The 26648-nt window shown below is 73.8% G+C and carries 25 protein-coding genes; 18 read left to right on the plus strand and 7 right to left on the minus strand.

Annotated features, from left to right (window positions below):
* Nucleotides 1-61: 61 nt before the first annotated feature.
* The 4 genes from H5V45_RS03925 to H5V45_RS03940 all read left to right on the plus strand — a co-directional run bounded on the left by H5V45_RS03925 (nucleotide 62) and on the right by H5V45_RS03940 (nucleotide 1996).
* On the plus strand, nucleotides 62-607 hold the full coding sequence (locus tag H5V45_RS03925; RefSeq protein WP_185251737.1) for a GNAT family N-acetyltransferase: 546 nt from the start codon (nucleotides 62-64) through the stop codon (nucleotides 605-607).
* Between the two features lie 117 nt (nucleotides 608-724).
* Nucleotides 725-946 carry a hypothetical protein gene (locus H5V45_RS03930; RefSeq protein ID WP_185251738.1) on the plus strand — a complete coding sequence of 74 codons (222 nt, stop codon included), beginning with the start codon at nucleotides 725-727 and terminating at the stop codon, nucleotides 944-946.
* 37 nt (nucleotides 947-983) lie between these two features.
* Nucleotides 984-1697 carry an AzlC family ABC transporter permease gene (locus H5V45_RS03935; protein ID WP_343061411.1) on the plus strand — a complete coding sequence of 238 codons (714 nt, stop codon included), beginning with the start codon at nucleotides 984-986 and terminating at the stop codon, nucleotides 1695-1697.
* Nucleotides 1694-1996, plus strand: coding sequence for an AzlD domain-containing protein (locus H5V45_RS03940; protein ID WP_185251739.1), 303 nt, complete (start codon nucleotides 1694-1696; stop codon nucleotides 1994-1996). The genes H5V45_RS03935 and H5V45_RS03940 overlap by 4 nt, the downstream gene beginning before the upstream one ends.
* A gap of 159 nt (nucleotides 1997-2155) precedes the next feature.
* Here the strand turns inward: H5V45_RS03940 and H5V45_RS03945 are convergent, their stop codons facing one another.
* The gene (locus H5V45_RS03945; RefSeq protein WP_185251740.1) at nucleotides 2156-3763 is read right to left on the minus strand and encodes a M4 family metallopeptidase; all 1608 of its coding nucleotides are present in this window, start codon (nucleotides 3761-3763) and stop codon (nucleotides 2156-2158) included.
* A gap of 142 nt (nucleotides 3764-3905) precedes the next feature.
* The gene (gene dapB, locus H5V45_RS03950; protein ID WP_185254453.1) at nucleotides 3906-4649 is read right to left on the minus strand and encodes a 4-hydroxy-tetrahydrodipicolinate reductase; all 744 of its coding nucleotides are present in this window, start codon (nucleotides 4647-4649) and stop codon (nucleotides 3906-3908) included.
* A gap of 132 nt (nucleotides 4650-4781) precedes the next feature.
* Between dapB and H5V45_RS03955 the strand changes: the two genes are divergently transcribed.
* From H5V45_RS03955 to H5V45_RS03965, 3 genes are all read left to right on the plus strand, one after another.
* Nucleotides 4782-5297: a class I SAM-dependent methyltransferase gene (locus tag H5V45_RS03955; protein ID WP_185251741.1), complete on the plus strand. Its 516-nt coding sequence runs from the start codon at nucleotides 4782-4784 to the stop codon at nucleotides 5295-5297.
* 80 nt (nucleotides 5298-5377) lie between these two features.
* The gene (locus tag H5V45_RS03960; protein WP_185251742.1) at nucleotides 5378-5977 is read left to right on the plus strand and encodes a transposase; all 600 of its coding nucleotides are present in this window, start codon (nucleotides 5378-5380) and stop codon (nucleotides 5975-5977) included.
* On the plus strand, nucleotides 5974-6522 hold the full coding sequence (locus tag H5V45_RS03965; RefSeq protein ID WP_185251743.1) for a hypothetical protein: 549 nt from the start codon (nucleotides 5974-5976) through the stop codon (nucleotides 6520-6522). Before H5V45_RS03960 ends, H5V45_RS03965 begins: the two co-directional genes overlap by 4 nt.
* Nucleotides 6523-6528: 6 nt before the next feature.
* Here H5V45_RS03965 and H5V45_RS03970 read toward each other — a convergent pair whose 3' ends face one another.
* From H5V45_RS03970 to H5V45_RS03985, 4 genes are all read right to left on the minus strand, one after another.
* Nucleotides 6529-7917 (minus strand): insulinase family protein, encoded by a 1389-nt coding sequence (locus H5V45_RS03970; protein WP_185251744.1) that lies wholly within the window; start codon nucleotides 7915-7917, stop codon nucleotides 6529-6531.
* A 7-nt stretch (nucleotides 7918-7924) separates the two neighbouring features.
* Nucleotides 7925-10165: a polyribonucleotide nucleotidyltransferase gene (locus tag H5V45_RS03975; protein ID WP_185251745.1), complete on the minus strand. Its 2241-nt coding sequence runs from the start codon at nucleotides 10163-10165 to the stop codon at nucleotides 7925-7927.
* A gap of 369 nt (nucleotides 10166-10534) precedes the next feature.
* Nucleotides 10535-10810, minus strand: a complete 276-nt coding sequence (gene rpsO, locus H5V45_RS03980; protein WP_185251746.1) for a 30S ribosomal protein S15 — start codon at nucleotides 10808-10810, stop codon at nucleotides 10535-10537.
* Nucleotides 10811-11047: 237 nt separating this feature from the next.
* Complete coding sequence (locus H5V45_RS03985) at nucleotides 11048-11296, minus strand: DUF6458 family protein (protein WP_185251747.1); 249 nt, start codon at nucleotides 11294-11296, stop codon at nucleotides 11048-11050.
* A 123-nt stretch (nucleotides 11297-11419) separates the two neighbouring features.
* Here H5V45_RS03985 and H5V45_RS03990 point away from each other — a divergent pair, with 123 nt between their 5' ends.
* The 9 genes from H5V45_RS03990 (at nucleotide 11420) to H5V45_RS04030 (ending at nucleotide 23097) form a co-directional block, all read left to right on the plus strand.
* On the plus strand, nucleotides 11420-13570 hold the full coding sequence (locus tag H5V45_RS03990; protein ID WP_343061412.1) for a molybdopterin-dependent oxidoreductase: 2151 nt from the start codon (nucleotides 11420-11422) through the stop codon (nucleotides 13568-13570).
* Between the two features lie 237 nt (nucleotides 13571-13807).
* Nucleotides 13808-15061 (plus strand): hypothetical protein, encoded by a 1254-nt coding sequence (locus H5V45_RS03995; RefSeq protein ID WP_185251749.1) that lies wholly within the window; start codon nucleotides 13808-13810, stop codon nucleotides 15059-15061.
* 30 nt (nucleotides 15062-15091) lie between these two features.
* The gene (locus H5V45_RS04000; RefSeq protein ID WP_185251750.1) at nucleotides 15092-15928 is read left to right on the plus strand and encodes a hypothetical protein; all 837 of its coding nucleotides are present in this window, start codon (nucleotides 15092-15094) and stop codon (nucleotides 15926-15928) included.
* Complete coding sequence (locus tag H5V45_RS04005; protein WP_221633899.1) at nucleotides 15912-17228, plus strand: hypothetical protein; 1317 nt, start codon at nucleotides 15912-15914, stop codon at nucleotides 17226-17228. The genes H5V45_RS04000 and H5V45_RS04005 overlap by 17 nt, the downstream gene beginning before the upstream one ends.
* A 5-nt stretch (nucleotides 17229-17233) precedes the next feature.
* Nucleotides 17234-17797, plus strand: a complete 564-nt coding sequence (locus H5V45_RS04010) for a hypothetical protein (protein ID WP_185251751.1) — start codon at nucleotides 17234-17236, stop codon at nucleotides 17795-17797.
* Nucleotides 17794-19911 carry a hypothetical protein gene (locus H5V45_RS04015; protein ID WP_185251752.1) on the plus strand — a complete coding sequence of 706 codons (2118 nt, stop codon included), beginning with the start codon at nucleotides 17794-17796 and terminating at the stop codon, nucleotides 19909-19911. The genes H5V45_RS04010 and H5V45_RS04015 overlap by 4 nt, the downstream gene beginning before the upstream one ends.
* A 1-nt stretch (nucleotide 19912) precedes the next feature.
* Nucleotides 19913-21157 (plus strand): hypothetical protein, encoded by a 1245-nt coding sequence (locus tag H5V45_RS04020; RefSeq protein WP_185251753.1) that lies wholly within the window; start codon nucleotides 19913-19915, stop codon nucleotides 21155-21157.
* Nucleotides 21158-21163: 6 nt separating this feature from the next.
* Nucleotides 21164-22633, plus strand: a complete 1470-nt coding sequence (locus H5V45_RS04025) for a M20/M25/M40 family metallo-hydrolase (RefSeq protein WP_185251754.1) — start codon at nucleotides 21164-21166, stop codon at nucleotides 22631-22633.
* Nucleotides 22630-23097 (plus strand): helix-turn-helix domain-containing protein, encoded by a 468-nt coding sequence (locus H5V45_RS04030; RefSeq protein WP_221633900.1) that lies wholly within the window; start codon nucleotides 22630-22632, stop codon nucleotides 23095-23097. Before H5V45_RS04025 ends, H5V45_RS04030 begins: the two co-directional genes overlap by 4 nt.
* A 13-nt stretch (nucleotides 23098-23110) precedes the next feature.
* Here H5V45_RS04030 and ptsP read toward each other — a convergent pair whose 3' ends face one another.
* Nucleotides 23111-24820, minus strand: coding sequence for a phosphoenolpyruvate--protein phosphotransferase (gene ptsP / locus H5V45_RS04035; RefSeq protein WP_185251755.1), 1710 nt, complete (start codon nucleotides 24818-24820; stop codon nucleotides 23111-23113).
* A 96-nt stretch (nucleotides 24821-24916) separates the two neighbouring features.
* Here ptsP and H5V45_RS04040 point away from each other — a divergent pair, with 96 nt between their 5' ends.
* Complete coding sequence (locus H5V45_RS04040; RefSeq protein ID WP_246415853.1) at nucleotides 24917-25690, plus strand: DeoR/GlpR family DNA-binding transcription regulator; 774 nt, start codon at nucleotides 24917-24919, stop codon at nucleotides 25688-25690.
* Nucleotides 25687-26646: a 1-phosphofructokinase family hexose kinase gene (locus tag H5V45_RS04045; RefSeq protein WP_185251756.1), complete on the plus strand. Its 960-nt coding sequence runs from the start codon at nucleotides 25687-25689 to the stop codon at nucleotides 26644-26646. The genes H5V45_RS04040 and H5V45_RS04045 overlap by 4 nt, the downstream gene beginning before the upstream one ends.
* The last annotated feature ends 2 nt before the right edge of the window (nucleotides 26647-26648 follow it).

Here is a 26648-nt window from a genome sequence, read left to right on the forward strand (position 1 = left end):
TACAACTCTCAGCACTACGGGCGATGCGACGTAACATTCGCCCAGGAGGGACACTGGGCCCATGAGCAGCCCCACCGCCGACGTGTCCGTCCGCATCGCCTGGGGCGACGACGCCGGCGCCATCGCCGAGCTCCAGCTCCGCACGTGGCGCACGTCGTACGCCGACCTCGTGCCCATGGACGCGCTGCCCACCGACGTGGCGGGGGCCGCGGAGGCGTGGCGGCAGTCGCTCGCCGCGTCGAAGGACGCCCGCAACCGGGTCCTGGTCGCGCTGGAGCGCAACCGGGTCGTCGGCTTCGCGATCACCTCCCCCGCCGCCGACCCCGACTGCGACCCCGTCGCCGACGCCGAGCTGATGGAGCTCACGATCGACCCCGACGAGCGCGGCAAGGGCCACGGCTCGCGCCTCCTCCAGGCGGCCGTCGACACGATGCGGGCCGACCGCTTCACGCGTGCCGTGCTCTGGGCGATGTCGACCGACGACGCCCTGCGCGGCTTCCTCACCGAGGCCGGCTGGGCCCCCGACACCGCCCACCGGGAGCTCGACCTCGACGGGGACGGCACCACCCGGGTCCGCCAGGTGCGGCTGCACACGCAGTTCTCCTGACCCGGGCCGGGCGATTGGATCGTTCACTTGAATTGCCGGCGGATCGGGCGATCATGGAAGCCGCCGGTGCACCCCCCGAAGTCCGAGGGGCTCGGATCCGGACAGATCGGGAACACCATGCTGGGTCCGCTGCCCCGTCTCTACCGCTCGCTGGTCATCGCCGCCATCCTCCTCGTCGGCGTCGCCGGGGGCGCCTGGATCGCCTACGTCAGTGCCCTCCCGCTCGCCGCGACCGTCGGCGCCCTGTGCGGCGCGGTGCTCGCGCTCGGCATCGCCTTCGTGATGGTGCACGACTTCTCCCACCCCCGCCGTCCCGCCCGCGCCGTACGCCGTCCCTGAGCCCCGGCTGCACCCCGGCCGGTCCTAGGATCGGCCGGTGACCGAGCCCGCCCTGCCCGCCACCGAGCGCCGGGCGATCGTGCGCGACAGCCTGGGCGTCGGGCTGGCGACCGGTGTGTACGGCGTCAGCTTCGGCGCCGTCGGGGTGGCGGCCGGCCTGAGCGTGGCCCAGACCTGCCTGCTCTCGCTGCTGATGTTCACGGGCGCCTCGCAGTTCGCGCTCGTGGGCGTGCTCGCGGCGGGCGGTGGGCCGTTCGCCGGCGCCCTGACGGCCCTGCTGCTGGGCACCCGCAACACGCTCTACGGCCTGCGGCTCGCGTCCCTGCTCGACTGGCGGGGCGGGCGCCGCGCGCTGGCGGCGCACGTGCTGATCGACGAGTCGACGGCGATGTCGGTGACCCGGGGCTCGACGGCGGCCGCCCGCGTCGGCTTCCTGACCACCGGGGTCTCGATCTTCGTGATGTGGAACCTCGCCACGCTGGCGGGCGCCGTCGCGGGCACCAGCCTGGGTGACCCGCGCGTCTACGGGCTCGACGCCGCGGTGGGCGGGGCCTTCCTGGCGCTGCTGTGGCCGCGGCTGCGGGAGCGGCGCAACCAGGTCGTCGCCGTGGCGGCCGCCGCCGTGGCCCTCGGCATCGTCCCGCTCTCCCCCGCCGGCGTGCCCGTCCTGGCCGCGGCCGGCGTCGCCCTGCTCGCGGGCGTGCTGACCCGCGACGCCGTGGACCCCACCGAGATCCCGGAGGGGCCGTGAGCACCTGGCTGGCGCTCGTGGTCGCCGGCGTCGGCTGCTACCTGCTCAAGCTCGCCGGGCTGTCGGTGCCGCCGCGCGTCCTCGAGCGCCCGCTCGTCGCGCGGGTCGCCGACCTGATCCCGGTCGCCCTGCTCGCCGCCCTCGTCGCCGTCCAGGTGGTCGGGCGCGGGCAGGACCTGGTCCTCGACGCCCGCGCGGCCGGCCTGGCGGCGGCCGTGGTGCTGCTGCTCCTGCGCGCGCCGTTCCTCGTCGTGGTCTTCGGCGCCGCCCTGGTCGCCGCGCTCGTGCGGCTGGCCTGAGCACGCCGTCGTCGAGCCGGAACGACCAGGGCCCGCACCGGAGATCCGGTGCGGGCCCCTCTCGTCCCCCCAGTCAGGGGAGGACGGTCGTGCGGAGTGACCCCGCTCCCTCCGTAGGCCGCCACGAAGGGGCCGAGAGCGGGGCCACGCCCACGCACGTCAGCCGACGCTGACGGCACTCCAGGCGGCAGCCGTCGCGGCGTACTGCGTGCTGCCCTGGCCGTAGAGGTCCTTGGCGGCGTTCAGCGTCGCCGTGCGGGCCCCTGCGTAGTTGGTGTTCGACGTCATGTAGACCGTCAGGGCGCGGAACCAGATCTTCTGCGCGGCGTCGCGGCCGACACCGGTGACCGTCGAGCCGTTGCAGGTCGGCGAGTTGTGGGCGACCCCGTTGATGGTCTTGGCGCCCGAGCCCTCGGCCAGCAGGTAGAAGAAGTGGTTGCCGATGCCGGACGAGTAGTGCACGTCGTCCTGGCCCGCGAGCGCGGAGTAGCAGTCGTACGACGCGCCGTCGCTGCTCGGCTTGTCCATGCGGCGGAAGCCGACGTGGTTCTTGAGGTCGAACTCCTCGCCGATGAGGTAGTCGCCCGGGTCGCTGGCGTTGGCGGCGAAGAACTCCACCATCGTGCCGAAGATGTCCGAGGTGGCCTCGTTGAGGCCGCCCGACTCGCCCGAGTAGGTCAGGCCGGCGGTGTTCTCCGTGACGCCGTGCGACATCTCGTGCCCGGCGACGTCCAGTGAGACGAGCGGGCCGTAGTTGGTGCCGTCACCGTCGCCGTAGGTCATCTTGGTGCCGTCCCAGAAGGCGTTGACATAGCCGCTGCCGTAGTGGACGCGGTTGTAGGAGCCCTTGCCGGTGCCGAAGATGCCGTTGCGGCCGTGGACCTGGTTGTAGTAGTCCCAGGTCTCGTTGGTGCCGTACTGCGCGTCGACGGCCGCCGACTCGCGGCTGCTGGTGGTGCCGTTGCCGAAGGACGTGTCGGGGCTGGTGAACAGCGTGCCGGTCTTGCAGCCGGAGCCGAAGTACGAGCACAGCGCCGAGTCCTGGGCGTTGCCCATGTCGGTCGTGTAGGTGTTGCCGCGGGTCGGGTCCTTGAGCTGGTAGGTCGAGCCCGACTGCGTGAGCTGCAGCGGCACCGTGCCGCCGTAGAGCGATTGGCCGGAGCCGTCGACGGTCTCGATCTGCTCCTCGCGGCGGATCACCGCGCCGGACTTCGCGTCGACGTACGTCGCGAGGCGGCTGGGGGTGCCGTCCTTCTGCACGCCGCCGGTCATGACCTGCCAGGCCAGGCGCGGGGCGCCGGAGGTGGCGTCCACGACGAGCGTGGGGGCACCCGCGCTCTTGAGGCCCGCGATGGTGCGGGTGGCCTTCGCCGGGGCGAGGGCGCGGCTGGTGGCGGCGGAGGCGGCCACGGCCGGGCGCGTGGACAGCGTGAGCGGCGCCTTCAGCGTCTGGCTGACACCGCGCCAGCCCTTGCTCGCGCCGCGGTGGACCACGAGGTCGCCGCCGAGGACCGGGATCCCGTCGATGGTGCGCTGCATCCGCACGTGCGTGGCGCCGTTGGCGTCCGTGATCGTGTCGGTGACCCGGAAGGCCTGGCCCTCCGTGCTCCGGGCGGCACCCGGGTGCTGCTGGAGCGCCGCGACCGCCGCGGAGGCGATCGAGGGCTGGCCGGGGCGGGCGTCGGCGGTGAGGCTGCCGGCCGTCTGGACACCCAAGGTGCTGGCGGCGAGGACGGCCGCGGTGGCGAGTCCGAGTGTCTTGCGCATGAAGATGGTCCCTCTCGTCGTTCGCTTGGTTTTCGCAAACCCTTGCAAGGCTCAACGAGAGAGGGAACCGGACGTCACCTGCAGGTCTGTGCAACGCACGAACCTGCAGAAGTACGCCGCGGGCACGGCCGGCGGGGCTTGGTCAGGGCAGGTCGAGGAACCCTTCGAGCCCGACCGTGAGGCCGGGGTGGTCGGCGATCGACCGCAGGCCGGTGAGCACGCCGGGGGTGAACGAGGCCCGGTCGAGCGAGTCGTGACGGATCGTGAGGGTCTCCCCCACGCCGCCCAGGATGACCTCCTGGTGGGCCACGAGGCCGCGGATCCGCAGCCCGTGCACGCGCACCCCGTCGACGTCGGCGCCGCGGGCGCCCCCCAGGCCCGTCGAGGTCGCGTCCGGGACCGGCCCGAGACCCGCCTCGCGCCGCGCGGCGGCGATCAGCTCCGCCGTGCGCCGTGCGGTGCCGGAGGGTGCGTCGGCCTTGTCCGGGTGGTGCAGCTCGACCACCTCGACGGACTCGTAGAACGGCGCCGCGGCCGCGGCGAAGCGCATCATCAGCACCGCGCCGATGGAGAAGTTGGGGGCGATGAGGACGCCGACCCCGGGGGCGTCGGCCAGCCAGCCGCGCAGGGTCTCGAGCCGGGCCTCGTCGAAGCCCGTGGTCCCGACCACCGCGTGGATGCCGTGGCGGACGCAGAACTCCAGGGTGTGCATCACGACGCCGGGGTGCGTGAAGTCCACGACGGCCTGCGCCCCCGACTCGACCAGCAGGTCCAGCGAGTCGTCGACGTCGACCTCGGCCACGAGGGTCATCCCGTCGGCCCCGCGGACCGCCCGGCACACCTCGGCGCCGACCTTGCCCCGGGCCCCGACGACCCCGACGGCCAGCCCCGCTCCACGGTCGGACGTCCGGTCTGCGTCGCTGCGCTCAGTCACGGGCCCCACGGTAGTGGCTGACGCGACACGGCGGTCGGCCCGGCCCCCCGCACCTCGGTCGGCCGTTTCTGGCAGTCTGGGCCCATGGCATTGCAGACGATCCCTCCGCGGATCCGGTGGGCGGTCGAGCTGATGGACGTGCAGCCCTCGGACCACGTGCTCGAGATCGGGTGCGGACCGGGCGCCGGCGCCGAGCTGATCTGCAGCCGGCTGGACACCGGGAAGCTCTTCGCGATCGACCGCTCCGAGTCCGGGGTGGACCGCACGAAGCGGCGCAACGCGCGCCATGTCGAAGAGGGCCGCCTGACCGTGCGGCAGATCGACCTCGCCACGCTGCGGGTGCCGGTCAAGCGGCTGCACAAGGTCTTCGCCTTCAACGTCAACCTCTTCTGGGTGCGCGACTGCGCCGACGAGGTCGCCCTGCTCCACGAGCGGGTGCTCCCCGGCGGTGCCGTCTTCCTGTTCTACGAGGCCAACCGCGCCGAGCTGGTCCCGACGATCGTCAAGAAGGCCTCGGCCAACCTCGTCGGCCAAGGCTTCCGGGTCTCGGTCGTCGAGCAGAAGGCGCCGGCCGTCGTCGGGCTGATCGCGCGTCGATAAGGTTGAAGCCTTATGCATGCTTGTCATTAGGTAATTTCCTAATGTAACCTCGTCATCAGTCGAGCGCCGAGGAGGAGCAGATGGACGTCGTCGTCCTGACCGTGGACCAGCGCAGCAGCCGCTCCGGTCCCGACCTCGTCCCGGCCACCGTCGAGGCCCTCTCCGCGCTCCCCCTGCTCCGTGGGTTCGAGCGCACCGCCGGCGACGAGTTCCAGGGGGTGCTCGCCGACCCCGCCACCCTGCCCCGGGTCGTCGAGCGGCTGCTCCGCGAGGACGCCTGGAACATCGGCATCGGGATCGGCGCGGTCACCGAGCCGCTGCCCGACACCGCCCGGGCCGGCAGCGGGCCGGCGTACCTCCACGCGCGCCAGGCCGTGACCAGCGCCAAGAACAGCCCCTGGCACCTGCGCGTCGCGGGCGACGACCCCGCCGCGCGCCACCTCGAGACCACGCTGTGGCTGTGGGCCGCCGTCCTGGCCCGGCGTAGCGCGCGCGGCTGGGAGGTCGCGGATCTCGTCGACCAGGGGTTGTCGTACGACGACGCCGGGCAGCGGCTGGGCATCACGCAGTCGGCCGTCAGCCAGCGCGCCCAGGCCGCCGGCATCGTCGAGGGCCGCCGGGCCCGCGAGCTCGCCGGCGCCCTCACCGCGGAGCTGCTCGGAGCGGCGGTGCCCGCATGAGCCCGACCGACCTCGGCACCCTCGTCCTGGTCCTGCTCGCCGCGGCGGTCGTCGCGGGGGCCTGGGGCTGGACGCGCGCGGGCGCCTGGATCTGGGCGCCGGTGACGGCCGTGGCCCTGGCGGCGGCCGCGGTCGTGGCCGCGGTCCCCGACCGCGTCGACCTCGACGGTCGCGCGCTCGTGGCCCTGCTGGTCGTGCTCGCCGGGACGCTCGCGGTCGTCGGCGGCGGACCGGTCACCACCCGGGTCTTCGACCTCGTCGACGGCCAGGAGCACACCCGCCCGGACGACACCCTGGACCACGCCGGCGAGGTGCTGCGGGGCGGTGCGTGGATCGGCGCGCTGGAGCGCGCCGCGGTCTTCGCCAGCCTCGCGGTCGGCCAGCCCGAGGGCGTCGCGATCGTGCTGGCCCTCAAGGGGCTGGGCCGCTACCCCGAGCTGCGCAACGGCGAGGTCGCCGGCGCGGCCGAGCGCTTCATCATCGGCACCTTCACGAGCGTGCTCTGGGCGGCCGCCTGCGCCGGCGTCGTCCGCCTGCTCGTCTGAGCGTGCCTACGCGGGGCCGACGATCGCGAGTACCTCGGGCTGGGTGAACAGCTCGCGGGCGATCGCGTGGACGTCGTCGAGGGTGACCGCATCGATGCGCGCCATCACCTCGTCGATGCTCAGCAGCTCGTCGTAGACCAGCTCGGCCTTGCCGATGCGCGACATCCGGGAGCCGGAGTCCTCCAGGCCGAGCACCAGTCCCCCGCGCAGCTGGCCCTTGCCCCGGGACAGCTCCTCGGCGGTGATGCCGTCGGCCGCGATCTTGGCGAGCTCCTCGCGCACCACGGCCAGCACGTCGTCCAGCTTGCTGGGCAGGCAGCCCACCGCGACGCCAACCAGGCCGGAGTCGGCGTGGTGGCTGGCGAAGGAGAAGACGGAGTAGGCCAGGCCGCGGCGCTCGCGGACCTCCTGGAAGAGGCGGCTGGAGGTGCCGCCGCCCAGGGCGGTGTTGAGCACGCCGAGGGCGAAGCGGCGCTCGTCCTGCCGGTGCAGGCCGGCGACGCCGAGCACGACGTTCACCTGCTCGAAGGGGCGGGTCGCCTCGCTCAGGCCGGGGGTGACCCGGCGGCCCCGGGCGTGGCCGCGGGGCGGGACCGGGGGCTCGTCGCCCTCGAGGAAGCCGTTGCGGCCGAAGGCCCGTCGCACCAGCCGCACCAGCGCGGCGTGGTCGACGTTGCCGGCGGCCGAGACGACCATGTTGGCCGGCCGGTAGTGCCGCTTCTGGAACCGGGCGATCTGGGCCCGGGTCAGGGCGCGGATCGACTCCTCGGTGCCGGCGATGCCGCGTCCGAGGGGCGAGTCGCCCCACGCCTGCGCGGCGAAGAGGTTGTGGACGACGTCATCGGGATCGTCGTCGTGCATGGCGATCTCGTCGAGGATCACGTCGCGCTCGGCCTCGACGTCCTCGGGAGCCAGCGTGGAGTTGGTGATCATGTCGCCGAGCACGTCCACGGCCAGCGGCAGGTCCTCGTCGAGGACCCGCGCGTGGAAGCAGGTGTACTCCTTGGCGGTGAAGGCGTTGAACTCACCCCCGACGGCGTCGAGCGCCACGGAGATGTCGAGCGCCGAGCGCTCGCTGGTGCCCTTGAAGAGCAGGTGCTCGAGGAAGTGCGAGCAGCCGTGCAGGCGGGGCGTCTCGTCGCGGGAGCCGACGCCGACCCACACGCCGATACTGGCGGAACGGGTGCCGGCCAGCTGCTCGGAGATGACCCGGAGCCCGCCGGTCAGGACGGTACGCCGGACCCGGGAGGTGACCTGGCCGTCGGCGCCCGTCTCGGTCTGCAGCGTGCGGGTGCTGCCGACCTTCTGGGTGGCCCGGGCCGAGGGGGCGGGAGAAGCCGACGACCGGCCGGCGGTTGCCCGCCGGCCGGTCGTCGTCGCGTTGCTCTGCGTCACGCAGTGATCACTCGGCCGCGGGGGCTTCGGCAGCGGCGTCCGCAGGCGCCTCGTCCTCGAGCACCGGGGCGAGCGAGAGCTTGCCGCGGTCGTCGATCTCGGCGATCTGGACCTGGATCTTCTGGCCGACGGACAGCACGTCCTCGACCGCGTCGACCCGCTTGCCGCCGGCGAGGCCGCGCAGCTTGCTGATGTGCAGCAGGCCGTCCTTGCCGGGCATCAGCGAGACGAACGCACCGAAGTTCGTCGTCTTGACGACCGTGCCGAGGTAGCGCTCGCCGACCTCGGGCATGGTCGGGTTGGCGATCGCGTTGACGGCCTGACGGGCGGCCTCGGCCGCCTCGCCGTTGGTCGCACCGATGTAGATCGTGCCGTCGTCCTCGATGGACAGCGACGCACCGGTGTCGTCCTGGATCTGGTTGATGATCTTGCCCTTCGGGCCGATGACCTCACCGATCTTGTCGACGGGGATGCGCACCGTGATGATCCGCGGGGCGTGCACCGACATCTCCTCGGGCTCGTCGATGGCCTCGGCCATGACGTCGAGGATCGCGAGACGGGCGTCCTTGGCCTGGTTCAGCGCCGCAGCGAGGACCTCGGCCGGAATGCCGTCGAGCTTGGTGTCGAGCTGCAGCGCCGTGACGAACTGGCGCGTGCCGGCGACCTTGAAGTCCATGTCGCCCATGGCGTCCTCGGCACCGAGGATGTCGGTCAGCGCGACGTACTGCGTCTGGCCGTCGACCTCGCCGGAGATGAGACCCATGGCGATACCGGCGACGGGAGCCTTGAGCGGCACACCGGCCTGCAGCAGCGACAGGGTCGAGGCGCAGACCGAGCCCATCGAGGTGGAGCCGTTGGAGCCCATGGCCTCGGAGAGCTGGCGGATCGCGTAGGGGAACGTCTCGCGGTTCGGCAGGACGGGGAGGAGCGCGCGGCGCGCGAGCGCACCGTGGCCGACCTCGCGGCGCTTGGGCGAGCCCACGCGACCGGTCTCACCGGTGGAGAACGGCGGGAAGACGTACTTGTGCATGTAGCGGCGCGTCTTCTCGGGGCTGAGCGTGTCGAGCTTCTGCTCGAGGGTCAGCATGTTGAGCGTGGTGACACCCAGGATCTGGGTCTCGCCGCGCTCGAACAGGGCCGAGCCGTGGACCCGCGGGATCACGCCGACCTCGGCGTGCAACGGACGGATGTCGGCGAGGCCGCGACCGTCCATGCGGATCTTGTCGCGCAGGACGCGGGTGCGCATGAGGCTCTTCGTGACCGACTTGAAGGCGGCCCCGATCTCCTTCTCGCGACCCTCGAACTGCGGGCCGACCTGCTCGAGCAGGGACGCCTTGACGTCGTCGAGGGCGGCCTCGCGCTCGAGCTTGTCGGCGATGACCAGGGCGGCGGTGGTGCCCTCGGTCGCGGCGGCGGCGACGGCGTCGTAGACGTCGTCCTCGTAGTCGAGGAAGACCGGGAAGTCCTGGACGGGCTTGGCGGCCTGCTTGGCCAGCTCGGCCTGGGCCTCGCACAGCTGCTTGATGAAGGGCTTGGCGGCGTCGAGGCCACCGGCCACGATCTCCTCCGACGGCGCGGTGGCGCCGTTGAGGACGAGCTCGTAGGTGTCCTCGGGGGCCTCGGCCTCCACCATCATGATCGCGACGTCACCGGAGTCGGTGACCCGACCGGCGACGACCATGTCGAAGACGGCCTTCTCGAGCTGCGTGTGGCTCGGGAACGCGACCCACTGGCCCTCGATGAGGGCGACGCGGACGCCACCGACGGGGCCGGAGAAGGGCAGGCCGGAGAGCTGGGTGGAGAGCGACGCGGCGTTGATCGCGAGCACGTCGTAGGGCTGGTCGGGGTCGAGCGCCATCACGGTGATGACGACCTGGACCTCGTTGCGCAGACCCTTCTTGAAGGTCGGGCGCAGCGGCCGGTCGATGAGGCGGCAGGTGAGGATCGCGTCCTCGCCGGGGCGACCCTCGCTGCGGAAGAACGAGCCGGGGATCTGGCCCACGGCGTACATCCGCTCCTCGACGTCGATCGTCAGGGGGAAGAAGTCGAAGTGGTCCTTGGGGTGCTTGCCGGCCGTGGTGGCCGACAGGAGCATCGTGTCGTCGTCGAGGTAGGCGGTCACCGAACCGGCGGCCTGGCGGGCGAGCAGCCCGGTCTCGAACTTCACGGTGCGGGTGCCGAACTTGCCGTTGTCGAGAACGGTCTCGACGGCGGAGATCACGGGTCCCGCGTTGTCGGTCTGGGTCAAGGGTTCATCCCTTTTCTCTGTTTCGCGGAGCGAGCCGCGGCGTCCCGCTGGGTCGGCGGGTGTCTCCTCGTGGAGAGGTGCCCCGCCGGGTGGTCCCCCACCCGGTGGCGGGGGGGCCGGTCTTCGATCGAGGCCCGCAGATCGTGCGCCCGGCGACGGGCGTCTGCTCGCGGACGAGCGGTGGCTTGTGGTCGAGCCTGTCGAGATCTGAGGGCCACTACCGAGGACCGGGCCAGAACGTGCGGGTCGCTCCTGGTTTCGTGGGTGTTGAGTTGTGTGGTGCGCCGGGTCCGAGACTAGTCGTCCCCGGCCGAAATGCGACGGAGCGGCCACCCACGAGGGGCAGCCGCTCCCCACATCAAGCTGGGGTCAACGACGCAGGCCGAGGCGCTCGACGATCGAGCGGTAGCGCGCGATCTCGGTCTTCTGCAGGTAGTTGAGCAGCCGGCGGCGCTGGCCCACGAGGAGCAGCAGGCCACGGCGGCTGTGGTGGTCGTGCTTGTGCGTCTTCAGGTGCTCGGTCAGGTGGCTGATCCGGTAGCTGAGGAGCGCGACCTGGACCTCCGGCGAACCGGTGTCACCCTCGGTCGTGGCGTACTCGGCGATGATCTTCTTCTTGGTCTCCGCGTCGGTACCGATCGACATGCAGGAGCTCCTTCCGGCCCGTGGGGCCACTCGTTGCGCGGCGCTCCAGGTCTGAACTCCTGGGGCTCTCTGGATCCGCGGCCGTTGGACGGCAGTCGTCGCCCGCTGGGGGGCAACCGGTCAAGACTAGCAACGCGGGGGTCGTACGCCGAATCGCGTCGGGCGCGGCTCCGCCCCGGGCCGACCGTGGTCGGCGTCCGGGGCGGAGGGTGGGACGGGAGGTGCGGTGCGGGTCGCTCAGACGGTCGGGGGGACGTCGTCGCGACGCTCGCTGACGGTGCGGGAGCCGTCGGCGTGGGTGGTGACCGCCGTCGAGCGGCGGCTGCGGTTCATCTGGACGGCCGTGAGGACGATGATCAGCACGCCGGCGAGGGCGAGGATCCAGCCGAGCGTAGGCACCTCGACGGAGCCGATCTGGGTGTCGTTGACCGCGAACACCAGGATCAGCCCGAGCGCGAGGAGGAAGACTCCGAGTCCGTATCCCATGGGTCGTTCCCTTCAGGTGGGGCGCCCCCACGTCGGGAGCGCACGTCGGCAGGCTAGCCCCCGCGCGACGCGATCTCGTGGACCCGCCGCCCGTGGCGGTGGGCTGGTGGCACGATGACGCGCGTGGGCATCCTGACGAACGGTCCCGTACCCGATGACTTCACCGGCAAGCGCCTCGGCGTGTGCAACCTGTGCGAGGCGATCTGCGGCCTGGAGCTGACGATCGAGCGCGGCACGGTGACCGGGGTGCGGGGCAACCCCGACGACCCGCTCTCGCGCGGGCACGTGTGCCCCAAGGGCGTCGCGATCGCCGACATCCACGCGGACCCCGACCGGCTGCGGCGCCCGGTGCGCCGCGTGGGCGAGGGCGCGGACGCGACCTGGGTCGAGATCGGCTGGGACGAGGCGCTCGACCGGGTGGCCGACGGGCTGGCGGCCGCGATCAACGACCACGGCCGCGACGCGGTCGGCATCTACCTCGGCAACCCGAACGCCCACAGCCTCGGCTCGCTCACCCACGGCACCGCGATGGTCAAGACCTTCCGGACCCGCAACAAGTTCAGCGCCACCTCCGTCGACCAGCTCCCCCACCAGTTTCTTGCCCACCTGATGTACGGCCACCAGCTGTTCCTGCCGATCCCGGACATCGACCGGACGTCGTACTTCCTGGTCTTCGGGGCCAACCCGATGGCGTCGAACGGCTCGCTGATGACGGTCCCGGACTTCCCGGTCCGGCTGCGCGAGCTCAAGGCGCGCGGCGGCCGGATGGTCGTGTTCGACCCGCGCCGCACCGAGACGGCCCGGGTCGCCAGCGAGCACCACTTCGTCCGGCCCGGCACCGACGCCTTCGTCCTGCTCGCGATGGTGCAGACGCTGCTCGCCGAGGGCCTGACCTCGCCGGCGGCGTACGTCGACGGGCTCGACGTCGTCGAGCGGGTCGTCGCCGACTTCACCCCCGAGCTCGCCGAGGCGCACAGCGGCGTGCCGGCCGAGGAGGTCCGCCGGGTCGCCCGCGACTTCGCGGCCGCGGACGGCGCCGCGGCGTACGGCCGGGTCGGCGTCTCGACGCACGCGTTCGGCACCGTGTGCCAGTGGGCGGTCCAGCTGCTCAACCTGCTGACCGGCAACCTCGACCGCGCGGGGGGCACCCTCGTCACGACGCCCGCCATCGACGCCGTCGGGCTGGGCCTGATCGGCCGCGGGCACCACGACGTGTGGCGCAGCCGGGTGCGGGGGCTGCCGGAGTTCGGCGGCGAGCTGCCGGTGTCCGTCCTGCGCGAGGAGATCGAGACGCCCGGCGAGGGCCAGATCCGGGCGATGCTCACCCTGGCGGGCAACCCCGTCCTCTCGACGCCCGACGGCGCCGGGCTCGACCGCGCGATGGCCGGGCTCGACTTCGCGGCCGCGATCGACATCTACGTCAACGAGACCACCCGGCACGCCGACGTCATCCTGCCGCCGACCACGGCCCTCGAGCGCGACCACTACGACCTGGTCTTCCACGTGCTCGCGGTCCGCGACACCGCCCGGTTCACCCCCGCGGTGCTCGCCAAGCCGGACGGCGCGCTGCACGACTGGGAGATCTACCGCGAGGTCGCCCTGCGGACCCAGGCCCGGCTGCGCACGAAGCCGCCGCTCGGGAAGCGGCTCCAGCAACGGCTGCGGCTGTCGGTCAGCCCGACGGTCATGGTGGCGGCGCTGCTGCAGCGCGGCGGGTCCGGGGCGACGATGCGGCGGCTGCGGGCCGAACCGGCCGGGGTCGACCTCGGCCCCCTGCGCACCGGGCAGCTCCCGGAGCGGATCCCGCACCGCAGCAAGCGCATCGACGCGGCGCCGGCCCTCGTCGTGGCCGACCTCGAGCGGCTGCGCGCCGTCGAGGCGCCGCAGGGCGACGACCTGCTGCTCATCGGGCGCCGCCACCAGCGCGACTGCAACTCGTGGATGCACAACTCCGAGCGGCTGACCAAGGGCAAGGAGCGCCACCAGCTGCTGATCCACCCCGAGGACCTCGCGGCCCGCGGGCTGAGCGACGGGGCCGTCGCCACCGTCGCGTCGCGCGTCGGCAGCGTGCGCGTCGAGGTGCTCGCCACCGAGGACATGATGCGGGGCGTCGTCAGCCTGCCCCACGGCTACGGGCACGGTCGTGACGGCGTACGCCTCCAGCGGGCGAACGCCGTCGCCGGCGTCTCGATCAACGACCTCACCGACCCCGAGCTGCTCGACATGACCGGCAACGCGGCGTTCAACGGCGTGCCGGTGACGGTCACCGCCTGACCCGTTCGGGCCAGCCCGCCTGGCCCGGACAGGGTCGCACGACCGGGGCAACCCGGTCGGGTGAGACATCTCCGCGTCACCCGGGGCGCGTGACCACGCCTCGTCGACCCCGTCCCGGCGACCCCGCTCGTGGGACTACTGCACCCGCGCGGGCGGCCGTTCACTGGTGGCCATCCCACCGGCGTCACGTGCCCCTCCCAGGTCCGTGCCCCGGGTCGCGCAGAGAGGACATGGCCGATGACGCAGGCGCACACCGAGTTCGAGGACGAGCTCGAGATGGAGGACGAGTACGAGGCGGAGGACGAGGCCTTCCTCGGCGGCATCGCCCGGATCGCCGGCTCGCTCCTCGGCGAGGAGGAGTACGAGGACGAGTCCGAGCTCGAGATGGAGGACGAGCTCGAGGGCGAGTACGAGGACGAGTTCGAGATGGAGCTCGAGTCCGAGTTCGAGGAGGAGTACGAGGACGAGCACGAGGACGAGGCCTTCCTGGGCGGGCTCGCGAAGCTCGCCGGCTCCTTCCTCGGCGAGGAGGAGTACGAGGACGAGTCCGAGGAAGAGGGTGAGTACGAGGACGAGGCGGAGGCCGAGGCCGAGCTGTTCTTCAAGCGGATCGGCAAGGCGCTGCGCCGGGCCACCCCGCTGCTGAAGCGGATCGCCAAGACCGCCGCTCCCCTGCTCGCCACCGCCGTCGGCGGCCCCGCCGCCGGGATGCTCGCCCGGGCCGTCACCTCGCAGCTCGAGGGCGAGTTCGAGGACGAGCTCGAGTCCGAGCTCGAGGAGATGGCCACCGCCCCGGTCACCGCGAGCCAGGCGCAGGCGGAGTACCTCGCCGGCCGGGCGGCCGCGGCCGAGTCGGAGTCCGAGGCCGAGAGCTTCGTCGGGTCCGCCGTCGCGATGACGATCAGCCCCCGCGAGCGCCGCGAGCTCGAGCACCTGCTCCCGCACCTGCTGCGCGGTGCCACCGTGCTCACCCGGATGCTGCACCGGAACCCGGCCAGCCGTCCGGGCGTGCGCCTGGTGCCGGGCATCGTCGGCTCCACCGCGCGGACCCTGACCCAGCTGCAGGCCGACGGCCGACGGATCCGCCCCGAGGACGTCGGCGCCGTGATGGCCGGCAGTGCCCAGCGGGTGCTCGTCAACGGTCGCTGGCAGCGCGCGGTGTCGCGTCGCCACGCGCGCGGCCTCGCCAGCGTGCACCGCCGTCGCCGGACCCGTCCGACCTACCGCCGCGCGTCCGCCGCCGGCTACGCCGGAGGTCGCCGTCCGCGCACCACCACGGTCCGCCGCCGGCCGGTGGCCCAGCGCACCGTGCGCCCCGGCGCCCGCGTCGGGCGCCCCCGCCCCGGGATCGTGCGCGTCGTCACGCCGGTGCGGATCCCCGCCCGTGGCGGCGCTCCCGCCCGCACCGTGCGCGTCGTGAGCGACGTCCGCGTCCCCCGCGGCGCCGTGCCCGCCGGGCGCCCCGTCGGCGTCACCGCGCGGCGGCGCTGAGCGACCACCACCCCTCACCAAGGAGTCGAGATGACCACGATGAACCACCGCTACCCCGCCCTCCAGGGCGAGCTCGAGGACGAGTACGAGTCGGAGTACGAGGGCGAGCTGGAGGAGGAGCTCGAGGACGAGGCCTTCCTCGGCGGGCTCGCCAGCATCGCCGGCTCCCTCCTCGGCGAGGAGGAGTACGAGGACGAGGCCGAGGGTGAGTACGAGCTCGAGGAGGAGTACGAGTTCGAGTTCGAGGCGGAGGCCGAGGCGGAGAGCGAGAGCGAGCTGGAGGCCGAGTTCGAGGACGAGGCGGAGGAGGAGGCCGAGGGGTTCGTGAACCCCGTGCGCCGCGTCTACCGCGACGCCGAGACGATGGCCCACCTCGCCGTGCGCGCCGAGCGGGCCCAGAGCGAGTCCGAGGCCGAGGCCTTCATCGGCGCGCTGGTCCCGATCGCCGCGCGGCTGATCCCCCGGGCCGCGTCCGTGCTGGCCCGCAACGCGCCAGCCCTGATCAGGGGAGCCACCCGGATCGCGCGCCGGCTCCGGCGCAGCCCGCAGACCCGCCAGCTCGTGCGCGCCCTCCCGGTCGTGCTCCAACGCACCGCGCAGAGCCTGGCCGACCAGGCGGCGAACGGCCGCCCCATCGACGCCACCACCGTCGTGCGCACCCTCGGCACGATGACGGGCCGGGTGCTGCGCTCCCCCGCCGCACCCGTGCGCGCGGTCGACGTCTTCGACCGCCGCTGGCACCGCCGGGCCCGCTGGAACGCCCGCCGCCGTCCGCCCGTGCGGGTGGTGCGCAATCGCCCGGCGTACCGCCGCCCCGTCGGGCGGCCCGTCAACCGGCGGGTGGCCCGCCGTGTCCGCCGTCGCTGAGCGGGTCGGCCCCGACCCCGCCGTCGTCGACGCGCGGGTGCGGAGGGCCGGCTCCGCACCCAGCTCGGTCCCGGCGTTCGCCGTGGGCCAGGGCGTGAACGTACGCCGTCACCTCGACGCCCTCCGCGACTTCCACCGCAGCGAGTTCGGGACCGGCGTGGCCCGCCCGTCCGAGGGGCACGTCCAGGCGGTCAACGACCTGCTCGAGCGGCTGCGCCGCCCCCTGGAGGCCGCGGTCGTCCAGGTCGAGTCCGCCGGCCGCGCGACCCGGGGCGACGACCTCGGCGAGCTGCTCCGGCTCAAGAGCCGGGCCCACGACTGGGTCCGCGCGACCGAGCGGGTCTGGGACTTCTACTTCGAGCTGTTCGGGCAGCGCCAGGGCGCCTTCGGCGACTGGCTGCACGCCTGCGACAAGATCGCCCTCGACTGCTACCAGCACGTGCACATGCACCTCGGCACCGCGCGGTCGATCCCCAGCCCCGGCCCGTTCGCCTACATGCGGACCGGCTTCTCCCCCGCGACCTACCGCCGCAACATCCCGCTGCGGAAGCTGGGCCGGCAGCTCAACCCCTTCCCGCTGGTGCAGCTGCCGTACCACCGCATGGTGAATCCCTGGACGATGGGCGCGGTGCTGCACGAGGTCTGCCACAACCTCCAGAACGAGCTCGGTCTCGAGGACGAGGTCCCGCGCGCGATCCACCGCGCGTGCCTGGCCGCGGGCCTCCCCCCGTCGGTCGCCCGCACCTGGGCGCGCTGGGACCGCGAGACCTTCGCGGACCTCGTCGGCTGCATGCTCGGCGGGGAGGCGTTCGTCGCCTCGCTCATGGACGTGATCGGCCGGGCGCCCGAGCAGGTGCTGGCGTTCTCGCCGCACGGCGTGCACCCGACGCCGTACCTGCGCACCTTCCTGTCCACGCACCTGCTGCGCCGCATGGGCTTCGGCGACATCGCCCGCGACTACGAGCGGCTCTGGCGCCGGCTCTACCCCTCGACGGCCGGCACCACGATCCCCCAGCCGATGCTGCGGACCCTGCCCGAGGCCGTCCAGGTGGTCGTGGACGCCGTGTGCTGGACGAAGTTCCCCTCGCTCGGCGACCGGTCGCTGCGCCAGGTGATCACCTTCGCCCCGCGCCAGCAGTCGATGATCGAGGAGGCCGCGGGACGGCTCGCCCGGGGCGTGGACCCCGGCGTCGTGCCGGAGCGGTTCCTCATCGGCGCCGTCCGGATCGCCGTCGACCGCAAGCTCGCGGCACCGGACGTGCTGATGCGCAACTTCTACTCCGCGCTGTCGGGGACGTGAGCGCCGTGACGATCTCGCTCGCGCTGCGCGACCTGCGCAGCTCCACCGCCCGCCTGTCGGAGGCCGTCACCGAGCTCGTGATGATCGCGCACGAGGACCGGCCCGACGGCAGCGAGGTCGCCGCCGTCGACCACTTCGCCGAGCAGGTGTCCGAGCTGCAGTCGTCGGTCGTCGCGGCCGGCCAGGAGCTCGTCGCCATCGACGGCCCCGCCCTGCTCTCCCAGCGGATGCCCCTGGTCGACGACGCCCTCGCGGCCGCCACCGTCTGCTACTGGCGGGACCTGCGGTCGTACGCCGCGACCGGCGCGATGCGCCAGGTGGCGCGTCGCGGGGGCGGCGGCTGGCGGGCCTGGCAGGTCAGCATCGAGCAGTCCCAGCAACGCTGCGAGGAGCCGCTCCTCGACACCGTGGCCAGCGCCCGACGGGTGTGGCTGGAGCTGGCCGAGGTCGTGGCGCTCTGGCTGCGGCACCCCCCGCCCGCCGATCCCGGCGGCGCACCCGAGAACACCGATCCCGGAGGCAGGGCAGTCACTGCCCCTCCCTCGCCGAGCACCTGGAGGACATCGTGACCGCCAAGCAAGCCCACCCCCGCCCCCTGCCGGTCGTCGACGTCGACCAGGCCTTCCCCGCGATGACGGCCGGCGCGCCCGCCGCCCCGGTCGGGGTGACCGCGCTCGACCAGGGACCGGCGGTGCGGACCGCCCTGCGCAACGTGCTCGGCGTCCGCAGCCGCGAGGAGGACCCCAAGGCCTTCGTCGACGCGCTGACGGCGGCCTTCCGCCTGGTGCGCGTCGAGGGCCACGTCGAGTCGCAGTTCGTGCCGCGCGGCTACGCGGTGCAGGCCGACCTCGGCGCGGTCAGCGGCGGTCAGGCCTCGCTGTACCGCCGCGCCACGATCGCGCGGGGCGAGATCCTCCGGATCCTCGACGGGCTGACCGCCCTGCGCAGCGACGCGGACGCCGACGACATGGAGTCCTACCGGGTCATCGTCCGCAACGGCGTGCAGTCGCTCGTCGACGAGCTCGGCTCCCCGGGCGGCCCGCGGGTCGCCATGGTCGACAGCTACTTCACCGGCCTGGTCGGGACGGGGCCCGTCGTCGCCGACACGGTCGGCGGCCAGCTCGGCGCGCTGCGCGAGCGCTTCGGGCTCGTGGACGACAACGTCAACACGATCGAGGAGGAGGGCCGGCGTACGTCGTTCTGGACGCTGGTCGACCTCGTCGCCGACCTCCGCGACGCGTGGAACCGGCAGCGGCCGGCCTTCTCCGGTGCCGGCGGCAGCGGCTTCCTCGGCACCGAGCTGATCCTCGTCTCACGGCTGATGGAGGCCGCGTCGGACCAGGTCGAGGAGCTCGAGGCAGTGCTCGACTCGGTGCTGATCAGCGCCTCGGAGCGGCGCACCGTGCTGCTCGACGAGGAGACCAACCTGACCCTCGACGGGCTGCTCGGCTGGCTCGCCGCCTTCCTGGCGGACGAGGGCCGTCGGCTGGCGCAGGACGCCGGTCGCGACGGCATCGTGGCCGCGCTCGCGCCGACCGCGGTCACGCTGGCCGACACGTTCCGACGCTACCTCGCCGACGCGCTGGTGCCGCCGCGGCCGCGGGGTCGCGGGGTGCCCCTGCGCTACCTGCCGACCTCGTGCTGCCAGCGCTGGCCCGCCGGGATGTACGCCGCCCGCGTGCAGATCGCGGTGTCCGGGCTGTGCCGGCTGCTCACCGAGCTGGCCCGGCGCGCGCAGCGCATCGGGCGCTGGGCCGGCGTCGTGCTCATCGACATCACGGTCTCCGAGGTCGCGCTCCACGCCGACGACGAGGACGAGACCCGGGTGGCGAACGTCGAGTTCCGCGGTCTCAACCTGCGCCCGACGTACGTCCCCGCCTTCGTGCCGCGCGGCCAGCAGCTGCGGGCCGGCGGGTGCGACCTCGACAGTGCCGACCCGGACGACCTGGTGCTCCCCCTCGACGGCACGACGACGGCCGACGAGGAGAGCATCTCGGCGCTGTTCCGCTTCGCCGACATCGCGCCGATCCTCGGCGAGGCCGGCATCGAGATCACGCCGCAGGGCGCGATGCTGCCGGCCTCCGACGCCCCCGTCGCCGTGGTGAACAGCGAGACCGGTCGCGTCGTCCACGCGCCGGCACCGGTCACCTGGCCGCGGTTGTACGCCGCCGACGACCCGCGCCGGGTCGACTGGCACCCCGACGAGGTGGACCCGCCGGACAAGGTGACCAAGAAGGACCGCAAGGCCTCCCGCGCCGCCGCCGAGCGGATGCGCGTGCTCAACGCGGTGCTGGCCGACCTCGGCCGCCGGGCCGAGCAGGAGGCCGCCGAGGCCGAGGCGCGACGGGTCACGATGGACGCGCTCCTGGAGCAGCGGCTGGTCACCCGCCTCGAGCTCGACGCGGAGCACACCCGCCTCGAGGCGGCGCACACCAAGGCGCCCAAGGACCGCAAGCGGCCCTACGCCACCAAGATGCGCGAGGTGCGCGAGGAGCGCGACCGGCTCGAGGACGAGGAGCGGCTGCTCACGGTCTCCCGGGACGCCGCGGACCGCGAGAGCCGGGCGGCCGCGCAGTGGGCCGACTCGCTGCGGGCGGCGACCGCCGACACCGACGACCTGGAGCGCTACCTCGCCGACCACCTGGCCTGGGTGACGGCGGCGCACGACGAGGAGGGTTACTGAGATGCTGACCGAGAAGCAGTACCAGGAGCGGATCGACCGCATCCACGCGCTCCGCGAGCAGGTGGCCGACCAGCTGTCCGGCAGCCTGGTGTCGAACCCGGCGCTCGCCGAGGAGCTCAACCAGCAGATCGACGACCTCGAGGCCGCGGCGGTCACCGCCGACGACCTCGCGGGGGCGCCGCCGGACCGGGGGCTCGCCTCGCTGGTCGGCCTCGGGCCCGAGGCCGCCCAGTCGCTGGGCGAGACGCTCACGACGCACGGGGTGACGCCGTACGACGAGACCGTCAGCTCCGAGCGGATCGTCGCCGTCGGCGACCTGTACTACCTTTACCAGCACGAGCAGATCGGCGTGTTCAAGGTGGTGCAGAAGCTCAAGGAGCTCTTCGAGAGCGGCGCCGTCCGGCTGTCCTCGGGGCCGGGCGCCTACCGGCTCTACCAGTTCGACCGGCGCGACGTGCTGCGCTACACCCGCAAGGACCGGCACGACGCCTACCGCCGGGTGCTGGGCTACGGGCGTGGACTCGGCTCCGCGCAGAGCCGGCCGAACACCGACTTCCACCTGCTCTTCGGCCACTTCGTTAACCAGGTCACGCTGTTCTGGCGCGACAAGCGGATCAGCGACGTCATCCGCGAGCGCGCGATCGACCCGAGCTTCGGCTCCATCGCGGTCGTCCGCCGGGCCGGGCTCGACCTGCGCAACAACCTGAAGTTCACCTCGTTCGGTCACCTCAACGTGATGCGCATCGAGGTCATGCAGGTGCTGGAGGAGTGCTTCCGGATCCTCGGGTCCGAGGACGTGAAGGACCTCTTCGGGGCCGACAACGCCTGGGACGTCGTCGACGAGGTCCTGATCCGCTACTTCGACGAGCGGCTGCAGAGCTCGCCGCGGCAGCGGATGGCGGTGACGGGGCGCGAGGTGCTGCGCTGGCTGAGCGGCCCGCACATCCTGGAGACCTCACGCGGCGAGTTCGAGGCGATGCTCATGAACATCGCCGAGCCCGCCGAGGAGTGGCTCACGTCCGCCCAGGCGATGAGCCTGGCCCGCCGCAGCGGGTCCGACCGGGTGCTCCCGTGGGAGACCCTCGGCCAGTCGGGCATCGCGGCGCCGGTGGCCGAGCGCAGCCCGCTGACCGTCCCGCCGACGTACGTCCAGCCGCGGCGGTACCCGCCGCCCGCCTACCCCCGCCGCTCCGGGCGCGGGACCTACCGCGGGAGCCGCGCCGGCACCCGCCGCGGACCGCGGTAGCCCGAGGTGGACGACCGTCTCGGGACGGTCCGCGCGGGTGCGGCGCGCGCCGCACCGCGCGCGCTCGTGCTGCTGGAGGAGTGGCTGCGGATCCCGTCGGTCAGCGGGTCGGCCCGGCACGCGCCGGACGTCGACCGGGCCGCGGCGTGGGTCGCCGCCCTGCTCCGCCGCGCGACGCCGTACGTCGTGGTCCGCAGGACCGCGGCCGGGCCGGTCGTCGTGGCGCGGACTCCCGGGCGCGCGCCGGGAGCCCCGGTGACCGTCGTCTACGGCCACCTGGACGTGAAGCCGCCCGGCCCGGGCTGGGCGACCCCGCCGTTCGAGCCCACCCGGGTCGGCCACCGGCTGGTCGCGCGCGGCGCCAGCGACGACAAGGGCCAGCTGCTGCCCCACCTGGTGGCGCTGCGCGCCTGGGCGGCGGCGGGCGGACCGCCCGGGGACGTCGTCACGCTCGTCGACGGCACCGAGGAGGTCGGGAGCCCGGGGCTCGGCCCGCTGCTGGCGCGGCTGCGCCGGCCGGGTGCGCGCGGCCCGTCCGGCCCCCTCGCCGGCCTGCTCGCCGGTCCCGTCGGTGCCGTGCTCGTCGTCGACACCCGTGGCGCCGGGCCGGGGCGGCCCACGGTCACGCTCTCGCAGCGTGGCAGCGTCGCCCTGCGTGTCCGCGTCGACGTCGGGGGCGCGCCGGTGCACGCCGGTCGGCTCGGCGGGGCCGTCGTCGACCCGTCGCTCGTGCTCGCCGCAGCCCTGGGCCGCGCGGAGCACGCGGCCACCCGCCTCGTCGGGCCGGCGCGGGCCGGCCGGCCGGGAACGACCGCCTTCCCCACCGATGCCGTGGTCCGCGCGCAGGCCGGCGCGCGTGCCGTCCACCCGGACCGGCCGGCCGCGCGCGCGACGGTCCGCGGTGCGCTCACCGTCTCCCGGCTCGACGCGCGGGCTGCTGCGGGCGCGGTCCCGGTCCGCGCGACCGCGCGGGTCGACCTGCGGCTCCCGCCCGGCCTGCCCGCCGCGCGCGGACGGGCCGTGGTCGAGCGGGCGCTGCGGCGCGACCTGCCCCCCGGCGTACACCTCGAGACGGTGGGTGGGCCGGCCACGACCGGCCACCACCTCCGCCCCCCGCCGGCGGCGCTCGACGCCGTGGCGCGCGCGTGCCTCGCGGCCTACGGGCGTACGCCGGCGCGCGCGGCGTCCGGGGGCTCCGTCCCGGCCGTCGGCGTGCTCGCGCGGGTGCTCGGCTGCGACCCCGTGCTGCTCGGGCTCGGCCCCGCCGACGACGGGGCACACGGGCCGGACGAGCACCTCGACCTGCGCGACTGGGCGCGCGCGGTGGACGCCCACGTCGTGCTGCTCGCGACCGTCGGGTCCATCTGTCGAAAGGCTCCCGCGGAACCGGTTCCGTGGCGCGCCGGAACTGCTACCGTCGCATCTGTTGTCGAGCCATGGGGATCGCACAGCGCGACACGCTCGGGAGTCCCATGACGTCACACCTCGGCCCCACGGCCAGCCGGATGGTGGTGCAGGCACCACGTCCCGCCGGACACGCCGCCCCGCCCACGCCGCGTCGCGCGGCCGTCGACCCGGCGCGGCTCGAGCGCCTCTGCCTCGAGCTCGCCACCCTCGTGCGCCTCGGCGACCACCACACCGACGAGCGCGAGGGCGTGCTGCTCGACGTCACGATCGGCGGCGTGCGCTGCCTGTTCATCGAGCAGGAGCCCGCGCTGCGGGTGACCCTCTCGCCGCGCGAGCGCCAGGTGGCGCTGATGGTGGCCCACGGGCGCACCAACCAGGCGATCGCGACCTCGCTCGACATCAGCGTGTGGACGGTCTCGACGCACCTGCGCCGCATCTTCGCGAAGCTCGCCGTGTCGAGCCGCGCGGAGATGGTCGCGCGGCTCGTGGCCGAGCACGACTACTCCCCGCTCGTCGCGCCGGACGAGCCCTAGGGCCCCGCGCCGCTCAGCCCTCGAGCACCGCCAGCACGGCCTCGCGCGCCGCGCGCGGGTCGGACGCGGCGAGCGCGGCCTCGGCGGCGTCCTCGCACAGGTCCATGCCGACGGTCGCGAGCCGCGCGCCGACGGGGCGTACGGCGGCGGCCGCCATCGACAGCGACGTGATGCCCATGCCGACCAGCGCGCAGGCCAGCAGCGGGTCGGCCGCGGCCTCGCCGCAGACGCCGACGGGCTTGCCGGCCCGGCGCCCGGCCTCGGCCGTGATCGCGATGAGCTGCAGCACGGCGGGCTGCCACGGGTCGGTCAGGTGGGCCAGGTCGGTGGCCATCCGGTCGGCGGCCATCGTGTACTGCGTCAGGTCGTTGGTGCCGATCGACAGGAAGTCGACCACCTCGAGCATCCGGTGCGCGAGCAGGGCCGCGCTGGGGACCTCGACCATCACGCCGGCCTTGAGCCCGCGGCCCCGGACCTTGTCGGCGAACTCGGCGGCCTCCGCGACCGTGGCCACCATCGGGGCCATCACCCAGGTCTCGGTGCCGGTGGCCCGGGCCGCCGCGGCGATCCCGTCGAGCTGGCGGTCGAGCAGGGCGGGGTTGCTGAAGGACAGGCGGAGCCCGCGGACCCCGAGGGCGGGGTTCTCCTCGCCGACGTGGGTCGCGAACGCCACCGGCTTGTCCGAGCCGGCGTCGAGCGTGCGGACCACGACGTACCGCTCCTTGCCGCCCTCGGCGGCCGTGAACGCCGCGAGCACCTGGCCGTAGATCTCGGCCTGCTCCTCGACCGAGGGCTCGTCCTTGCGGTTGAGGAAGCAGAGCTCGGTGCGGAACAGCCCGACGCCCTCGACGGGCGCCTCGGAGGCGGAGCGGGCCGACTCGCCGTCGGCGACGTTCGCGAGGATCTTGACCGGGGTGCCGTCGGCCGTGACCCCGGGGCCGGCCCACTCGGCCAGCGCGGCGCGCGCGGTCCGGTCCGTGGCGACCAGCTCGTCGGCGCGCGCGGCGTCCGGCTCGCGCTCGACCGTGCCGGCGGTGCCGTCGACCAGCAGCCGGGTGCCGCCGGGGATCTCCATCGCGCCGGCGGTGCCGACCACGCACGGGATCGCGAGCTGGCGGGCGATGATCGCGGTGTGGCTCGTGGGGCCGCCGCGCTCGGTCACCAGGGCCAGCACGAGCGCGGGGTCGAGGCCGGCGGTGTCGGCCGGCGCGAGGTCCTCGGCGACGAGCACGGAGGGCACCTTCGGCGTCGGGACCCCGGGCTCGGGCTCGCCGACCAGCTGGGCCGTCACCCGGCGCTCGATGTCGTGCAGGTCGGTGACCCGCTCGGCCATCAGGCCGCCCATGTTGGTGAAGATGCCGGCGAACTGGTCGACCGCCGCGTGCACGGAGGCGACCAGGTGGTCGCCGGCGCGCAGCTGCTTGCGCACCGCGCCGCGCAGCCCCTTGTCGCGCGCCAGCCCGGCGCTGGCGGTCAGCACCTGGGCCGCGGCACCGGAGGCACGGGCCGCCTTGGCCTCGAACCCCTCGGCCACCGCGACGATCGCGTCGTCGTACGCCGCGAGGGCGGCGTCCACGTCGGCGAAGCCCCCGTCGCCGAAGCGGGCGACGGCGTCGGGCGACACCTCGCTGCGGGCGACGAGCGCGGGCCCGTGGGCCACACCGGGGACGACGGGGGTGCCGTGCAGGAGGGAGGACGCGGTGGCGTCGGATGCGGTGACCATGCTCACAAGTTAACCCCCGCACCCCCTTGACAGTCAACACGTTCGGGCGTAAAACAACAGATACAAAGATTCGCACGGCAAGGGAGGAGGACCACGATGACCATGTACGCCGAAGAGCGTCAGCAGGCGATGGCCCAGCTCGTGGCCGAGCACGGTCGTCTCTCGGTGAACGTGCTCGCCGAGCAGTACGACGTCACGACCGAGACCGTGCGCCGCGACCTGTCGACGCTGGAGCGCATGGGACTGGTCCGCCGGGTGCACGGGGGCGCGGTGCCGGCCCACAGTCTCGCGGTCATCGAGTCCGGGCTCGTCGAGCGCGACTCGTCCAACACCTCGCAGAAGGAGCGGATCGCCCGCGCGGCCCTCGAGCTGCTGCCCCCCGCCGGGGCGACGGTGCTGCTCGACGCGGGCTCCACGACCAGCCGCCTGGCCAGCCTGCTCCCCCGCGACCACCCGCTGGTCGTCGTGACCCACGCCGTCCCGGTCGCCGCGCGGGTGGCCGGCCAGCCGCAGGTCGACCTTCACCTGCTCCCCGGCCGGGTCCGCACCACCACCCAGGCCGCGGTCGGCGCCGACACGGTCGAGGCGATCTCGCGCCTGCGCGCCGACCTCGTCTTCCTCGGCACCAACGGCCTCACCGTCGACCACGGTCTCTCGACCCCCGACCGCGACGAGGCCGCCACCAAGCGGGCCATGGTCGCCAGCGCCAGCAAGGTGGTCGTGCTCGCCGACGCCAGCAAGATCGGCATCGACACCACCCTCCGCTTCGCCGACCTCGACGAGGTCGACGTGCTGGTCACCGACGACGCGATCACGGACACCGACCACCGCGCGCTGACCCGCGCCGGCCTCGAGGTCGTGGTCGCATGATCGTCACCCTGACCCCCAACCCCAGCCACGACCGCACGGTCACGCTGACCAGCCCGCTGGTCCCGGGCGCCGTGCAGCGCGCCGAGTCGGTCATCTCGCAGGCGGGCGGCAAGGGCGTCAACATCTCGCGTGCCTCCGTCGCCGCGGGGATCCCGTCGATCGCGGTGCTCCCCGCCACCAAGGACGACCCGTTCGTGCTCGAGCTGCTGACCGCCGGCATCGACTGCCGCCCGGTGCACCACGGGGGCGCGCTGCGGGTGAACATCACCATCAGCGACCCCGACGGCACCACCACCAAGCTCAACAGCCCCGGCCCGACCGCGACGCCCGAGATGCTGGCCGGCCTCGTCGAGATGCTGCGCCGCCGGGCCGCGTCCGCGGACTGGATCGTGCTGGCCGGCTCGCTGCCCCCCGGCGCGCCCGTGGAGTGGTACGCCGACCTCGTGGCCGGCCTGCGCGGGTCGAGCGCCCGCATCGCGGTCGACACCAGCGACGCCCCGCTGCGGGCGCTCGTCGAGCGCCTCGACGCGGGTGCGCCGCACCTGATGAAGCCGAACGGCGAGGAGCTCGCGTCCTTCACCGGGGGCGACCCCGACCTGCTCGAGTCCGACCCCGAGGCCGCCGCCACCGCGGCGCTGACCCTGGTCGACCGGGGCGTCGACGCGGTCCTCGCGACGCTCGGCCCGCACGGCGCCGTACTCGTCACCGCCGCAGGCGCGTGGCACGCGACGCCGCCGCCCACCTCCGTCGTCAGCACCGTCGGTGCGGGCGACTCCAGCCTCTTCGGCTACCTCCTCGGGGATATCCGCAACCGGACCCCCGACCAACGACTCGCGCTCGCCGTCGCCTACGGCAGCGCGGCCGCCGGACTTCCCGGCACGACCATTCCCCACCCCTCACAGGTTCGCCCCGAGCTGGTCTCGGTCCGCGACCTCAACCTCACCCTAGGAGGGTGACG

The sequence above is a fragment of the Nocardioides luti genome, from assembly GCF_014212315.1.
Lineage (GTDB): Bacteria > Actinomycetota > Actinomycetes > Propionibacteriales > Nocardioidaceae > Nocardioides > Nocardioides luti.